The 12,537-nt window shown below is 65.1% G+C and carries 13 protein-coding genes; 6 read left to right on the forward strand and 7 right to left on the reverse strand.

From position 1 onward, the window contains the following. The first annotated feature begins 218 nt into the window (after window positions 1-218). A complete protein-coding gene (locus FJ867_RS29005; RefSeq protein WP_246675067.1) occupies window positions 219-422 on the forward strand; it encodes a hypothetical protein in 204 nt (67 codons plus the stop codon). Between the two features lie 161 nt (window positions 423-583). Here the strand turns inward: FJ867_RS29005 and FJ867_RS16820 are convergent, their stop codons facing one another. From FJ867_RS16820 to FJ867_RS16835, 4 genes are read right to left on the reverse strand one after another with little or no spacing between them, the layout of a single operon-like run. Continuing rightward, on the reverse strand, window positions 584-829 hold the full coding sequence (locus tag FJ867_RS16820) for a MoaD/ThiS family protein (RefSeq protein WP_140817979.1): 246 nt from the start codon (window positions 827-829) through the stop codon (window positions 584-586). Beyond that, window positions 829-3,093 carry a xanthine dehydrogenase family protein molybdopterin-binding subunit gene (locus FJ867_RS16825; protein WP_140817981.1) on the reverse strand — a complete coding sequence of 755 codons (2,265 nt, stop codon included), beginning with the start codon at window positions 3,091-3,093 and terminating at the stop codon, window positions 829-831. Before FJ867_RS16825 ends, FJ867_RS16820 begins: the two co-directional genes overlap by 1 nt. Before the next feature lie 2 nt (window positions 3,094-3,095). Continuing rightward, a complete protein-coding gene (locus tag FJ867_RS16830; RefSeq protein WP_140556297.1) occupies window positions 3,096-3,572 on the reverse strand; it encodes a (2Fe-2S)-binding protein in 477 nt (158 codons plus the stop codon). After that, window positions 3,572-4,432: a xanthine dehydrogenase family protein subunit M gene (locus FJ867_RS16835; RefSeq protein WP_140499232.1), complete on the reverse strand. Its 861-nt coding sequence runs from the start codon at window positions 4,430-4,432 to the stop codon at window positions 3,572-3,574. Before FJ867_RS16835 ends, FJ867_RS16830 begins: the two co-directional genes overlap by 1 nt. 248 nt (window positions 4,433-4,680) lie before the next feature. Between FJ867_RS16835 and FJ867_RS16840 the strand changes: the two genes are divergently transcribed. Further along, a complete protein-coding gene (locus tag FJ867_RS16840) occupies window positions 4,681-5,124 on the forward strand; it encodes an SRPBCC family protein (protein ID WP_140674402.1) in 444 nt (147 codons plus the stop codon). A 98-nt stretch (window positions 5,125-5,222) separates the two neighbouring features. Continuing rightward, window positions 5,223-6,371, forward strand: coding sequence for an amidohydrolase (locus tag FJ867_RS16845; RefSeq protein ID WP_140817982.1), 1,149 nt, complete (start codon window positions 5,223-5,225; stop codon window positions 6,369-6,371). A 66-nt stretch (window positions 6,372-6,437) separates the two neighbouring features. Here FJ867_RS16845 and FJ867_RS16850 read toward each other — a convergent pair whose 3' ends face one another. Further along, the gene (locus tag FJ867_RS16850; RefSeq protein WP_140521369.1) at window positions 6,438-6,638 is read right to left on the reverse strand and encodes a hypothetical protein; all 201 of its coding nucleotides are present in this window, start codon (window positions 6,636-6,638) and stop codon (window positions 6,438-6,440) included. A 370-nt stretch (window positions 6,639-7,008) separates the two neighbouring features. On the opposite strand from FJ867_RS16850, the gene FJ867_RS16855 reads away from it, so the two are divergent. Together FJ867_RS16855 and FJ867_RS16860 are read left to right on the forward strand one after the other, a co-directional pair. Further along, window positions 7,009-9,036 carry an amidase gene (locus FJ867_RS16855; RefSeq protein ID WP_140817984.1) on the forward strand — a complete coding sequence of 676 codons (2,028 nt, stop codon included), beginning with the start codon at window positions 7,009-7,011 and terminating at the stop codon, window positions 9,034-9,036. Between the two features lie 67 nt (window positions 9,037-9,103). Beyond that, complete coding sequence (locus FJ867_RS16860) at window positions 9,104-9,523, forward strand: VOC family protein (RefSeq protein WP_140499242.1); 420 nt, start codon at window positions 9,104-9,106, stop codon at window positions 9,521-9,523. Window positions 9,524-9,546: 23 nt separating this feature from the next. Here the strand turns inward: FJ867_RS16860 and FJ867_RS16865 are convergent, their stop codons facing one another. Both FJ867_RS16865 and FJ867_RS16870 read right to left on the reverse strand, forming a co-directional pair. After that, window positions 9,547-10,194, reverse strand: a complete 648-nt coding sequence (locus FJ867_RS16865) for a ThuA domain-containing protein (RefSeq protein ID WP_140499244.1) — start codon at window positions 10,192-10,194, stop codon at window positions 9,547-9,549. 52 nt (window positions 10,195-10,246) lie between these two features. Beyond that, a complete protein-coding gene (locus FJ867_RS16870) occupies window positions 10,247-11,269 on the reverse strand; it encodes an LLM class flavin-dependent oxidoreductase (protein WP_140582656.1) in 1,023 nt (340 codons plus the stop codon). Window positions 11,270-11,391: 122 nt separating this feature from the next. Between FJ867_RS16870 and FJ867_RS16875 the strand changes: the two genes are divergently transcribed. After that, window positions 11,392-12,489 (forward strand): CaiB/BaiF CoA-transferase family protein, encoded by a 1,098-nt coding sequence (locus FJ867_RS16875; protein ID WP_140582659.1) that lies wholly within the window; start codon window positions 11,392-11,394, stop codon window positions 12,487-12,489. The last annotated feature ends 48 nt before the right edge of the window (window positions 12,490-12,537 follow it).

Here is a 12,537-nt window from a genome sequence, read left to right on the forward strand (position 1 = left end):
CGCCTCCTGCTGTTGTCGTTCGACCCGGCTATCTACCGCCTCGAGAAACGGTCGGGGGAACTCGGCGTCATCGACCGTGCTTCGGACGTGGCCGCTTTCAAGACCTGCAGGCGGTCCGTGGCCATGCCAATCTATATTTCCGGGACTGGAACGACCGGGCTCTGGTCGCGTCGATATACGAAAAGGTCAAGCCGCGCCGTAGGGAGACATGGTTTGACGTGGAGACCCTGCAGGAGACCGAAGCCGGCAGCAATACCTTCGTTGCCGTGGCGGGCCGCTGGGTCCACCACGCCGGACGCAGGGAAATGCTTCATACGCAACGCAACGTACCCGCGCCTGCCGCCTGGCCTTCGCTGCTCAGCTACACGGAGCACGCACGCCGGGCAAGACGCGGCGTCGACCAGGCCAGTTTGTGGGAATAATCCCCGTAGGTAGGAAGCCCCGTCAAAGACCATCATGCGATACCGGCCCGTGACTGGGAACACTGAACGTCTGCTGTCATGAGTTCCTCAGCTAAACCTGCCAATCCGCTTACGGTCCCTAACAAGACGTTCGGACCTTAAGGCCAAGAGACGCCTTCCCCTCACCCCCCCGCCAACCGCGGCAACAAAAAAATCTCCGCGTCCTCTGGCAGCTTCTTCGACCACGTATCCCTATAAATCACCCCGTCGATCGCCACCGCGATCCCCCGGTCGATCAACGGCTCCAGGCCGGGATACTGTTCAACCAGTTTCCTGAACAGCTCCCTGATGTCCTTGGCCTCGACCTCGACCTTGCTCTGGCCTCCGGCGGTCGCGGCAAGCGCCCCCCAGAGCGTCACTTGCACCATCAGCCTTCCCGTTCCGCCTCGATCGCCGCGAGGATGCGTGGCGGCGACATCGGGATGTGGGTCATGCGCACGCCGGCCGCGTTCGACACCGCGTTGGCGATCGCCGCCAGCGGCGGCACGATCGAGGTTTCGCCGACGCCGCGCACGCCATAGGGGTGGTTGGGGTTGGGGATTTCCAGGATCTGCGTGTCGATCATCGGCAGGTCGGAGCACACCGGGATGCGGTAGTCGAGGAAGCCGGCGTTCTGCAGCCGCCCGTCCTTGCCGTAAATATACTCCTCGTTGAGCGCCCAGCCGATGCCTTGCGCGGCACCGCCCTGGTACTGGCCCTCGACATAGGTCGGGTGCACCGCCTTGCCGGCATCCTGCACCACCGTGTAGCGGATCACCCTGGTCGAGCCGGTGTCGGGGTCGACCTCGATGTCGCATATATGGGTGGCGAAGGAGACGCCGGCGCCGTCGGCGACGAGCTCGCTATGGCCGGCGATCGGCCCGCCGGTCTTGCCGGATTGCGCCGCGATCTCCTTCAGCGACAGCTTGCCGAGATTGCCGTGCTTCTCGCCCTTGGCCACCGCATGGCCCTGTTCCCAGACCACGTCGTCGACGGAAATGTCCCACATCTGCGCGGCGCGCTCGCGCAACACCTTGATGGCGTTGCGGGCAGCCGAGATGGTCGCCATGGAGGAGGAGAAGGTGCCGCGGCTGCCGTCGGTCATGTCGTTGTAGCCGAGGCTGGACGTGTCGGCGACGACGGCCTTGACCTGCGAATAATCGATGCCCAGCTCCTCCGCCGCCACCAGCGACAGCGAGGCGCGGGAACCGCCGACATCGACCGTGCCGACGGCAAGCGAGACAGAGCCGTCCATGCCGATGTTGAGGTCGGTGCAGGTCTGGCCGCCGAAATTGAACCAGAAGCCGCAGGCCATGCCGCGGCCCTGGTTCTTACCCAGCGGCGCCTTCATGTGGGCATGGTTCTTCACCGCCTCCAGCGTCGGGCCGATGCCGATCGGGCCGTAGACCGGGCCGTAGGACGACCGCGTGCCTTCCTGCGCCGCGTTCCTGATGCGGAAGTCGACCGGGTCCATGCCGATCTCCTTGGCGAGCTCGTCGACGGCGCTTTCCACCGCGAAGGCCGCCATCGGCGCCGACGGCGCGCGGTAGGCCGCGGTCTTCGGCCGGTTGACCAGCACTTCGTAGCCGACGGTCTTGACGTTCTCCAGCCTGTAGCAGGCGAACGCCGTCATGGCGCCGATCTCGGCCCAGGTGCCGGCATAGGGGCCACTGGTGTAGCGCAGCGTCGCTTCCGCGGCGGTGATCGTGCCGTCCTTGCGGGCGCCGATCTTGACGTCGATCGAGGTGGCGCTGGTCGGGCCCGAGGCGCGGAACACCTCGTCGCGGGTCATCACCAGCTTCACCGGCCGGCCGGCCTTGCGCGACAGAGCGAGTGCCACCGGCTCGGCCCAGACATGGGTCTTGCCGCCGAAGCCGCCGCCGATCTCGGAGGATGTGACGCGCAGCTTCGAGGCTTCCATGCCCAGCAGCTGGGCGCAATGCTGGCGGTAGACGAAATGCCCTTGAGTGCACACCCACAGGTCCGCCGTGCCGTCGGAGCTGACGTTGGCCACGCAGGCATGCGGCTCGATATAGCCCTGGTGCGTCTGCTCGGTCTTGAAGGAGCGCTCGACGATGAAGTCGGCCTGGCCAAAACCCTGATGCACGTCGCCATGGCCGAACTGGCTGCGCTTGGTGACATTGGACGGCTTGACCGGCTTTTCCTCCAGCCCCTCGGTGAAAATGGCGTCGTTGATCAGGGGCGCGTGGTGCTGCATCGCCTGGTCGACATCGGTGACATGCGGCAGCACCTCGTAGTCGACCTCGATCAGCTTCAGCGCCTGCCTGGCGGTGCGGGCGTCGATCGCGGCGACAGCGGCCACCGCATGGCCGTCATAGAGCGCCTTGGTGCGCGCCATGCAATTGTCGAGGATGTCGTACATGGCGGCATCGCCGTCGGTGAGGTCCGGCAGGTCGGCCGCGGTGATCACCGCCTTCACGCCGGCGAGCTTTTCCGCCTTCGAGGTATCGATCTTCCTGATTTTGGCGTGCGCGTGCGGGCTGCGCAGCACACGCCCGACCAGTTGGCCGGCCATGTTGAAGTCGGCGCCGTAGCGGGCCCGGCCGGTCACCTTGTCGACGCCGTCGGGACGGATGGGACGCGTGCCGACCGAAGCGAAATTGCGATTGGAAAAACGCGGATCGAAATTCATCGTCAGGCTCCCTTCATCACGCTTGCGGCGTCCTGGACGGCGCGCACGATCTTGTCATAGCCGGTGCAGCGGCAGAGATTCCCGGCCAGCCCGAAGCGGATCTCCTCCTCGGTCGGGTCGGGGTTCTTGGCCAGAAGATCCTTCGCCGCGATCAGGAAGCCCGGCGTGCAGACGCCGCATTGCAGCGCGGCGTGCTCCAGGAACTTCTGCTGCAGCGGATGCAACTGGTCGCCATGCGCCATGCCCTCGACGGTCTCGACGCGGCGCCCTTGCGCCTCCGCGCCCAGCACCAGGCACGAGCACACCAGCCGGTCGTCGAGGATGATGCTGCAGGCGCCGCAATCGCCGGTGCCGCAGCCTTCCTTGGCGCCGGTCAGCCCGAGCCGGTCGCGCAGCACGTCGAGCAGCGTCTCGTCGGGCTGGCAGAGATACTCGACACTGTCGCCGTTGATCGTGGTTGAAACTGCTACACCGGCCATCACTTGCCTCCTGCACGCTTGTAGGCTGACGTGGCGGCCCGCCTGGCCAGCACGCCCGCGACTTTCCGTCTGAACTCGATCGTGCCCCGCTTGTCGTCGATGGGCCGGCAGGCCCCGGAGCAGACCTTGGCGAGCCGCTCGAGCGCGGCTTCGTCCAGCGTCCTGCCGATGAGGGCCTCGGCGGCCTCCTGCACCAGAAGCACCGTGGGCGCGGCGGCGCCCAGCGCCACGCGGGCCGCCTTGACGACACCTTGCTCGTCGAGCGTCAGGTTCACGCCGGCGCTGACCACCGCGATATCCATCTCGGTGCGGGGAATGAACCTGAGATACGCGTCGCCCGAGCGCGGCGCTTGGCTGTCGAGCAGGATCGCCTCGATGATCTCGCCCTTGGCGAGCGACGTCTTGCCCGGTCCGGTCGGCACGGCTTCCACGGCGATGGTGCGCCTGCCCGCGGGACCGACGATCACCGCCCTGGCGCCGGCGGCCACCAGCGCCGGCACGCTGTCGGCCGCCGGCGAGGCGTTGCACAGATTGCCAACGATGGTGCAGCGTCCCTGCACCTGCTTCGAGCCGATCAGCTTGGCCGCCTCGACGACGCCGGGCCAGGCCTTCTTCAGGGCCGCGTTCTCTCCCAGCACCGCGCAAGGAACCGCCGCACCGATGCTGAAGCCGTCGGCCGTCTCCCTGATTTCGCTCAAGGCCGCGATCGCCTTGATGTCGACGATCAGTTCGGGTTCGATGAAGCCGCCCTTCATCCTCACCAGCAGGTCGCTGCCTCCGGCGAGAATGGCCGCCGTTCCGGCCGATCCGGCCAAGTGGCCAACGGCATCTTCGATTGAAAGTGGACGTATGTAGCGCATCGTCTCCCCTTGGTCACAGCGATCTCAGCGACCGTTATAAACAGTCTCCTCATAATGGCTATCCGGTTCGTCATTTTCGACGATTGGGCCAGCCGCCGCAAAATCGAGTCCCAACCCAGGCTGAACTGGCGTAAGCCAGTCGCGCAGGCCGCGGCCGAGGCTCTGAAAAAATTCCGGGAGCCGGTGTCGGACTGGCCGGGCCCCGCTCGTCCTTGGGGCATCGAACAGGCATTATGAAAGGATATGATATGCCCGGCACCGTACGTTTGCACCGTGTTCTCACCACCAGCCCGGAAAAAGTCTATCGCGCCTTCGTCGAGGCCGACGCGCTGGCGAAGTGGCTGCCGCCGAACGGCTTCACCTGCACGGTTCATCACTTCGAGGGCAAGGTGGGCGGCACGTTCAAGATGTCGTTCCGCAACTTCACCACCGGCGACAGCCATGCCTTCGGCGGCGAGTATCTCGAACTCGTTCCCGGTGAGCGCCTGCGCTACACCGACAGGTTCGACGACCCCAATCTGCCGGGCGAGATCCAGGTGACCGTCATCCTGAAAAAAGTATCTGTCGGCACCGAGATCGACATCACCCAGGCCGGCATTCCCGACGTCATCCCGGTCGAGGCCTGCTATCTCGGCTGGCAGGAGTCGCTGCGGAACCTGGCAAAGCTCGTCGAGCCCGAGATAAATCAATAGGCCAGACGGTGGCGGTTTCAGCCATTTGCCGCTAGCTATCCTTCCGACGCGCCCGGTCGATCGGGCGCGTCGTGAGCGATACAGCGGAGGCCAAAATCATGACTCTCACCAACCGGGACATCGTCGAGCTGACCGAATGGCGGCGCAAGTTGCACCAGCAGCCGGAAATCTCGAACGAGGAGGAAAAGACGGCGAAAGCCGTCGTCGACTTCCTCGCCGATACGGGTCCCGACAAGATGCTGACCGGATTGGGCGGACATGGTGTCGCGGCCGTCTACGACAGCGGCAAAAACGGACCAACCGTCCTGTTTCGTTCGGAACTCGACGCGCTGCCCATCGAGGAACTGTCCGGCGTGCCGCATGCCTCGCGCGTGCCGGGCAAGTCGCATATGTGCGGCCATGACGGACACACCGCGATCCTGGCGGCGCTCGGACGCCAGCTCGGGCGCGAGCGGCCTGCAAGCGGTCGCGTCGTGCTGATGTTCCAGCCGGCGGAAGAAACCGGCAATGGCGCCGCCGGGGTGGTGGCCGATCCCCGCTTCGGCGAGATCGCGCCCGATTTCGCCTTTTCGCTGCACAATCTGCCCGGCGTGCCGTTCGGCGAGGTGCGGCTCAAGCCCGGCGTGGTCAACTGCGCCTCGCGCGGCATGCGCATCGTGCTGGAGGGCAAGACCGCGCATTCCTCCATGCCCGAGACCGGAATTTCGCCGATGCCGGCGATCAGCGCGTTGATGCCTGCCCTGCCCGCGCTCGGGCACGGAACGTTCGCCGACGACGATTTCGGCATGGTCACCGTGACCCACGCCGAGATGGGCGAGACCGTGTTCGGCATCGCGCCCGCCCACGCCGAGGTCTGGGCGACGCTGCGCACCAGGCGCGACGAGCGCATGGCGGATCTGTGCGCCGCCGCGGAAGCGCTGGTCACGAAGATCGCCGGCCAGCATCGCCTGTCCGCAAGCTGGGACTACCACGAGATCTTCGTCGCCAGCGTCAACGCGCCGGACGCGGTGGAGCATCTCCAACGCGCCCTCGACGAAGAGGGCGTCGCACACACGCAAGAGGCCCTGCCGATGCGCGCCTCGGAGGATTTCGGCCTGTTCGGCCACAGCGCGACGTCGGCGATGTTCTTCCTCGGGGCCGGCGAGCGCCACCCTGCCCTGCACAATCCCGACTATGATTTCCCCGACGATTTGATCCCGATCGGCTCAAGGATCTTCATGCGCACGGCGCGCAATTTGCTGGGGTGAGGCAGGCCGGATGGCCGATCGGGGCGAGCCGGCACGCCACGCCCGGGCTGTGGCGGAACGGCTTCGCTAAACGTCGAGAACAACCGTCATTCCACGGACCTCGGCCATCTCGAGCAGCAGGTCCTGCAGGCGGTCCTCGGTCATCGTCTCGCCGGTTCTCTCCAGCAGTTCGTCAATGCTTTCCTTCATCGAAATGGCGGCAACCCCGGTTTTTTCGGAGAGCAGCCGCCCAATGGCAGCGCGGATCAGGGCATTCTGGTCAGGCATGATCCCCCTTTCATGCTGGGGCGGCATGAGTTTTCTTCAATGCATGCTTCTGCCGCAACTTCTGCGAGCTTCAGCTTAAGCTTGCAAGTCGTTTTGAGGGACTGATATTCACTATTTGGCGAATAGTTGCCCACGGACGACACCAGAGGCGCAACTCCTCGTTGCCGGATCCGGACCTCGCCGCTCCAGAAGGCACCTGACGCGCCGTCTCTATTAGAGGTTGCATCGGTCAGCCGCTTTTTGCCAACCGGGATATGCAATCGCGGCACCGCGCCCGACCCGCCAGGACCACCGTCAATCGCGATTGGCCCTTGCCGAAGCCGGCGGCCTCGCTCATCCATGCCTGGAAACGACCGCCAGGGGCTAGAAGATGACCGATGCCAGCTTTCACATCGTCGAAGCGACGATCGAACAGTTGCGGAGCGCGCTTGAGGAGGGCCTTGTCACCAGCGTCGAACTTGTCGGTGCTTATCTCAGGCGCATCGCGCATTTCGACCGGCACGGCATCAGCCTCAATGCGGTGCCGGTTCTCAATCCTGATATGTTCGAGGAAGCCGCGGCTTCGGACCGGCGCCGCAGTCAGGACAAGACGCTCGGCCCGCTCGATGGCATTCCCTACACCGCCAAGGACAGCTACAAGGTGTCTGGCTTGACTGTTGCCGCCGGCTCTCCGGCCTTCGAGCATCTTATCGCCAACGAGGACGCCTTCACCGTCGCCCGGCTGCGCGCCGGCGGCGCGGTGCTGATCGGCCTCACCAACATGCCGCCCATGGCCAATGGCGGCATGCAGCGCGGCGTCTATGGCCGCGCCGAAAGCCCTTACAATGCCGATTACCTGACCGCCGCCTTCGCGTCCGGCTCCTCGAACGGCTCTGGCACCGCTACGGCGGCGAGCTTCTGCGCCTTCGGGCTTGGGGAGGAGACCTGGTCGTCCGGCCGTGCGCCGGCCACCAATAACGCGCTGGTAGCCTACACGCCGTCGCGCGGTGTCATTTCGGTGCGCGGCAACTGGCCCCTGGTGCCGACTATGGATGTCGTCGTGCCGCACACGCGCAGCGTGCCCGACATGCTCGAATTGCTGGATGTGATCGTCGCCGACGATCCCGAGACGCGGGGCGATTTCTGGCGCGCGCAGCCCTGGATCGCGCTGCCGAAGAGTTCCGAAATCCGACCGCCGCGCTATACCGATCTGGCGCTAGCGGGGTCGCTGAAAGGCATGCGGCTTGGCGTACCCAGAATGTATATCGGCCGCGACAGCGGCGCCGACCGGCGGATCGAAACCCGCGCCTCCGTGCTTGATCTCTGGGAGCAAGCGGCGGCGGACCTGAGACGGCTTGGAGCCGAGGTGATGGAGGTCGATTTTCCTGTCGTCTCCAACTACGAGCGCGATCGCCCCGGCGCGCGCACCATGGTCGACCGCGCTCTGGTGCCGCCGGACTTCGCCGATCGCGAGATCTGGGACCTCTGCATCTCAGCCTGGGATGATTTTTTGCGCGCGAACGATGATCTGAACATTCCCGATCTCGTTTCGGTCGACGGCCCGAAAATCTTTCCGCAGCCACCGGGCACGCTGCCCGACCGTTATGAAGGCGGTTTCGACTTGGCACAGTATGTCGAGCGCGCGAAATCAGGCGTCACGCCGTTCCGGGCCATTCCGACGATGGAGGACGGGCTGAAAGGGCTGGAAGCGACGCGGCGGCTCGATTTCGAGGACTGGCTGGACGCGAACAGGCTTGATGCCGTCGTGCTGCCTGCCGTCGCCGATGTCGGGCCCGCCGATGCCGACATCACTGAGGCCTCCGCGGCGCTTGCCTGGCGCAACGGCACCTGGGTCGCCAACGGCAATCTGGTGTGGCGGCATTTCGGCATCCCGACCGTTACCGTGCCGATGGGCACCATGGCCGACATCGGCATGCCGGTCGGCCTGACCTTCGCCGGCAAGGCCTATGACGATGAAAGGCTGTTGCGCATGGCCGGCGACTTCGAACGCTCCACGCAGCGCCGCACCCAGCCGCCGCGCACGCCGGAACTGGCAGACGATGTGTTTTCGCGCCGGGCCAATCAAGCCGGCAATGGCAAGGCGCCTACGCTCGCGATCAAGCTTGCGGCCGAGACGCGCGACAGCGGCGATCAGGACGAGATCGTCATCACGCTCGACCTCCCCGTCGACGCAACCGAGACGGAGCACGCCAGCATCAAGGTGCACGTCAACGGAGATGCCGTCGCGATGCGCCGAGCCGGCGCGCGTCTGACCGGCCGGGCGTTTGTCCCGGCCGCGGAGCATCAACGGATCCACAGCGTCTGGCGCGGCCCCTACGGCTCGATCGTCACGGCGGTGATGCGGCTGCGGGATGGACGCAGCGCGGGCGCCTATGTGGTCACCGGCGGGATTGAATGACGATGAGCCCACGCGGGCCAATTTCGCGCCGGGCTATGTGAACCTGCGAAATTATGAGGAGCCAGCCATGATCAAGGTCAAACAACTCGCCCATGTCTGCATCTTCGCCAATGATCTGGACGAGACACGGCGCTTCTACGAGGATGTCCTGGGCATTGATATCCAGTTCAATTTCCTGCGCGACGGAAAGATTTTCGGTTTCTACCTTAATTGCGGCGGCCGCAGCCATATCGAGGTTTTTCACAAAGAGGGTGCGCGGTTCAGCGAGACGAACCAGATCAACCATTTCTGCCTGGAGGTGGAGGATATCGACGCCGCGATCACGCATATCGCGTCCAGGGGCGTGGAGGTCACCGCGAAAAAACTCGCCTGCGACGACACCTATCAGGCTTGGCTGCGCGACCCCGACGGCGTGAAGATCGAACTGTTCGAATACACCGGCAAGAGCGCGCAATTCACAGGCGGCGATCGCGTCGCCGATTGGTAGGCTGTCGCGGTTTCAGTGGGCAGCTACCCCCGCGCGGCCCAGAGCAAACCACGCTCGACGATGACAGCCATTTCCGGCATCGCGAACTCATCCGCCGTGTGTCCGAGCGAACTGTAGAAGACCTTGCCTGCGCCATATCTTCGCTTCCAGACAACCGGCATGTCGACGCCGCCGATGCCCGGGAAATGCTCGTCGGTGAAGGTGGTCGTCGCCAGCACCTCGTTGCTCGGGTCGACATGCATGTAGTACTGCTCCGACCGGTAGGCGAAGTCGCTAATGCCTCTCGTGATCGGATCGTCCGGTTTGGTGATGACCACGCGATAGTCGATGATGTCGCCGGGATGCGCGACCCATTGGCCGCCGGTCATGAACTGATAGTCCGGCTCGTTGCGGAAACTGTCGCCCATCGTGCCGTGGAAACCGCCGAGTCCCGTTCCCTGTCGAACCGCGCGCGTCAGATTCTGCAGCTCGGACTTTTCGATCTTCGACATGGTGATGACGGGCACGATGAGATCGAATGAGTTCAACTCCGGATCGGCAAACATCCCCGTGCCCTCGCCGAGCGTGACCGTGTATCCATTGCGCTCCAGCATGTCGCGCACCACAGTGGCGCTGCGCTGGGGCGTATGGCCTTCCCACCCACCCCAGGCAATCAAGGCCTTCTTTGCCATGCAGTGAACCTCCTGAACTGTCCGCAGCAGCGATGGTTACACGGCTCGGCTGTCAGCGCCAACCCAGCGCCGGCGCGACATGGGTCAGGATCGCCTCGATGGCATGGGCGTTGTAGTCGACGCCGAGTTGGTTGGGCACGGTGAGCAGCAGCGTGTCGGCCTCGGCGATCGCCTCGTCCTCGGCCAACTCCTTGATCAGCACGTCCGGCTCGGCGGCGTAGCTGCGCCCGAAGATCGCCCGCGTGTTTTCCTCGATGAAGCCGATCTGGTCGCGGCCCTCATTGCCGCGCCCGAAATAGGCGCGGTCCCGGTCGTCGACCAGCGCGAAAATGCTGCGGCTGACCGAGACGCGCGGTTCGCGTTCATGGCCGGCCGCCTTCCAGGCCTCGCGATAGATCCGGATCTGCTCGGCCTGCTGGATATGGAAGGGCTTGCCGCTTTCGTCGAATTTGAGGGTCGAGCTCTGCAAATTCATGCCCAGCTTCGCCGCCCACTCCGAAGTGGCGTTGGTGGCGGCACCCCACCAGAGGCGCTCGCGCAGGCCTTCAGAATGCGGCTCCAGGCGCAGCAAGCCGGGCGGGTTGGGAAACATCGGCCGCGGATTGGGCTGGGCGAAGCCCTCGCCGCGCAGCGTGTCGAGGAAGACCTCGGCGTGATGCCGCGCCATGTCGGCGTCGCTTTTGCCTTCCTGCGGCGCGTAGCCGAAATAGCGCCAGCCATCGATCACCTGTTCGGGCGAGCCCCGGCTGATGCCGAGCTGCAGGCGCCCGCCTGCGATGATGTCGGCGGCACCCGCGTCCTCCGCCATGTAGAGCGGATTCTCGTAGCGCATGTCGATGACCGCCGTGCCGATCTCGATGTGGCTGGTCTTGGCGCCGACCGCCGCCAGCAGCGGAAATGGCGAGGCGAGCTGTCGGGCAAAATGGTGGACGCGGAAATACGCGCCGTCAGCGCCGAGTTGCTCGGCCGCGACGGCGAGATCAATGGATTGCAACAGCGCGTCCGACGCCGAGCGCACCTGCGATTGCGACGAGGGCGTCCAGTGCCCGAATGACAGGAAACCGATTTTTTTCATGGCCCTGACGTATATACCGGCGACACGTGCTTCAATGCCAAAAGAGCAGGGTTACACACCGTCGCCCCTGCGTGACACCAAAAGTGTGCCTTACCGAAAGTTTGAATGCCGTGGAGGGTGGGATGCTCAGGGGAATCCGCATCGTCGAGATCGAGGCGTTGGGGCCGGCGCCCTTTGCCGGCATGCTGCTCGCCGATCTCGGCGCCGACATGATCGTCGTCCACCGCAAGCATGCATCCGTGCCGGGCCTTCCCGAGCGCTCGCTGCTCGATCGCGGCAAGCGCTCTATCGCGCTCGACCTCAGGGATGCCGGGGACGTTGCCGTGCTGATGCGCCTGATCGCCACCGCCGACGGCCTGATCGAGGGCTTCCGGCCGGGCGTGATGGAGCGTCTCGGGCTTGGTCCAGATGTGTGTCTGGCCGCCAACCCTCGCCTGGCCTATGGCCGCATGACCGGCTGGGGGCAGGAAGGCCCGCTCGCCCGCACCGCCGGCCACGACATGAACTATACCGGCGTGTCGGGCGCACTCTGGTATGCTTCCCTGCCGGGCGAGCCGCCAATGGCGCCGCCGACGCTGGTCGGCGACATAGGCGGCGGCGCGCTCTATCTGGTGATCGGCATGCTGGCCGCCATCATGAACGCCCGCGCCGGTGGTGAAGGCACGGTCGTCGACGCGGCGATCGTCGACGGCTCGGCCCATATGATGAACCTGTTGATGTCGCTCGCACCATCCGGCGGGCTTGCCGCCGAGCGTGGCCGGAGCCTTCTGGACGGACCGCATTGGTGCCGCGTCTACCGCACGTCTGATGGCGGCTTCATCAGCGTCCAGTGCGTCGAGCCGAAATTCTATGCGCTGTTCCTCGACAGGCTTGGTCTGGGCGGCGATCCGCAGTTCGCCGCTCAGTTCGACCGCGGCCTCTGGCCTGAGCTCGGCAGCCGGCTGGAAGCGATCTTTGCCGAAAAATCCCGAGACGAGTGGATGAAATTGTTCGAAGGAACGGATGCCTGCGTCGGGCCTGTGCTCAGCCCGCATGAGGCGGCGCTGCATCCGCACATGGCCGCACGCGGCTCCTGGTTGGTCGAGAATGGCGCCCTCCAAGCTGCCTCCGCCCCCCGTTTTTCCAAACGGACGGCAAAGGCACCGGCGAAAAGTCCGGCACGCGACGAACATGGTGCGGAGATTCGTGCCGAACTTGCGGATTCAGCCGCAAGTCGTTGAATAGGCTACCCGCCTTTGCTGAGGAAATCGCCGACTGGCCTGCGCCCG

The organism is Mesorhizobium sp. B2-5-3, assembly GCF_006441005.1.
Classification (GTDB): domain Bacteria; phylum Pseudomonadota; class Alphaproteobacteria; order Rhizobiales; family Rhizobiaceae; genus Mesorhizobium.

Excerpts from the sequence above, each read along its gene's own strand:
- FJ867_RS16830 (WP_140556297.1), bottom strand. The coding sequence starts at position 3,572 with ATGGCCGGTGTAGCAGTTTCAACCACGATCAACGGCGACAGTGTCGAG.
- FJ867_RS16875 (WP_140582659.1), top strand. The coding sequence starts at position 11,392 with ATGCTCAGGGGAATCCGCATCGTCGAGATCGAGGCGTTGGGGCCGGCG.
- FJ867_RS16835 (WP_140499232.1), bottom strand. The coding sequence starts at position 4,432 with ATGCGCTACATACGTCCACTTTCAATCGAAGATGCCGTTGGCCACTTG.
- FJ867_RS16825 (WP_140817981.1), bottom strand. The coding sequence starts at position 3,093 with ATGAATTTCGATCCGCGTTTTTCCAATCGCAATTTCGCTTCGGTCGGC.
- FJ867_RS16820 (WP_140817979.1), bottom strand. The coding sequence starts at position 829 with ATGGTGCAAGTGACGCTCTGGGGGGCGCTTGCCGCGACCGCCGGAGGC.
- FJ867_RS16855 (WP_140817984.1), top strand. The coding sequence starts at position 7,009 with ATGACCGATGCCAGCTTTCACATCGTCGAAGCGACGATCGAACAGTTG.
- FJ867_RS16850 (WP_140521369.1), bottom strand. The coding sequence starts at position 6,638 with ATGCCTGACCAGAATGCCCTGATCCGCGCTGCCATTGGGCGGCTGCTC.
- FJ867_RS16840 (WP_140674402.1), top strand. The coding sequence starts at position 4,681 with ATGCCCGGCACCGTACGTTTGCACCGTGTTCTCACCACCAGCCCGGAA.
- FJ867_RS16860 (WP_140499242.1), top strand. The coding sequence starts at position 9,104 with ATGATCAAGGTCAAACAACTCGCCCATGTCTGCATCTTCGCCAATGAT.
- FJ867_RS16845 (WP_140817982.1), top strand. The coding sequence starts at position 5,223 with ATGACTCTCACCAACCGGGACATCGTCGAGCTGACCGAATGGCGGCGC.
- FJ867_RS16865 (WP_140499244.1), bottom strand. The coding sequence starts at position 10,194 with ATGGCAAAGAAGGCCTTGATTGCCTGGGGTGGGTGGGAAGGCCATACG.
- FJ867_RS16870 (WP_140582656.1), bottom strand. The coding sequence starts at position 11,269 with ATGAAAAAAATCGGTTTCCTGTCATTCGGGCACTGGACGCCCTCGTCG.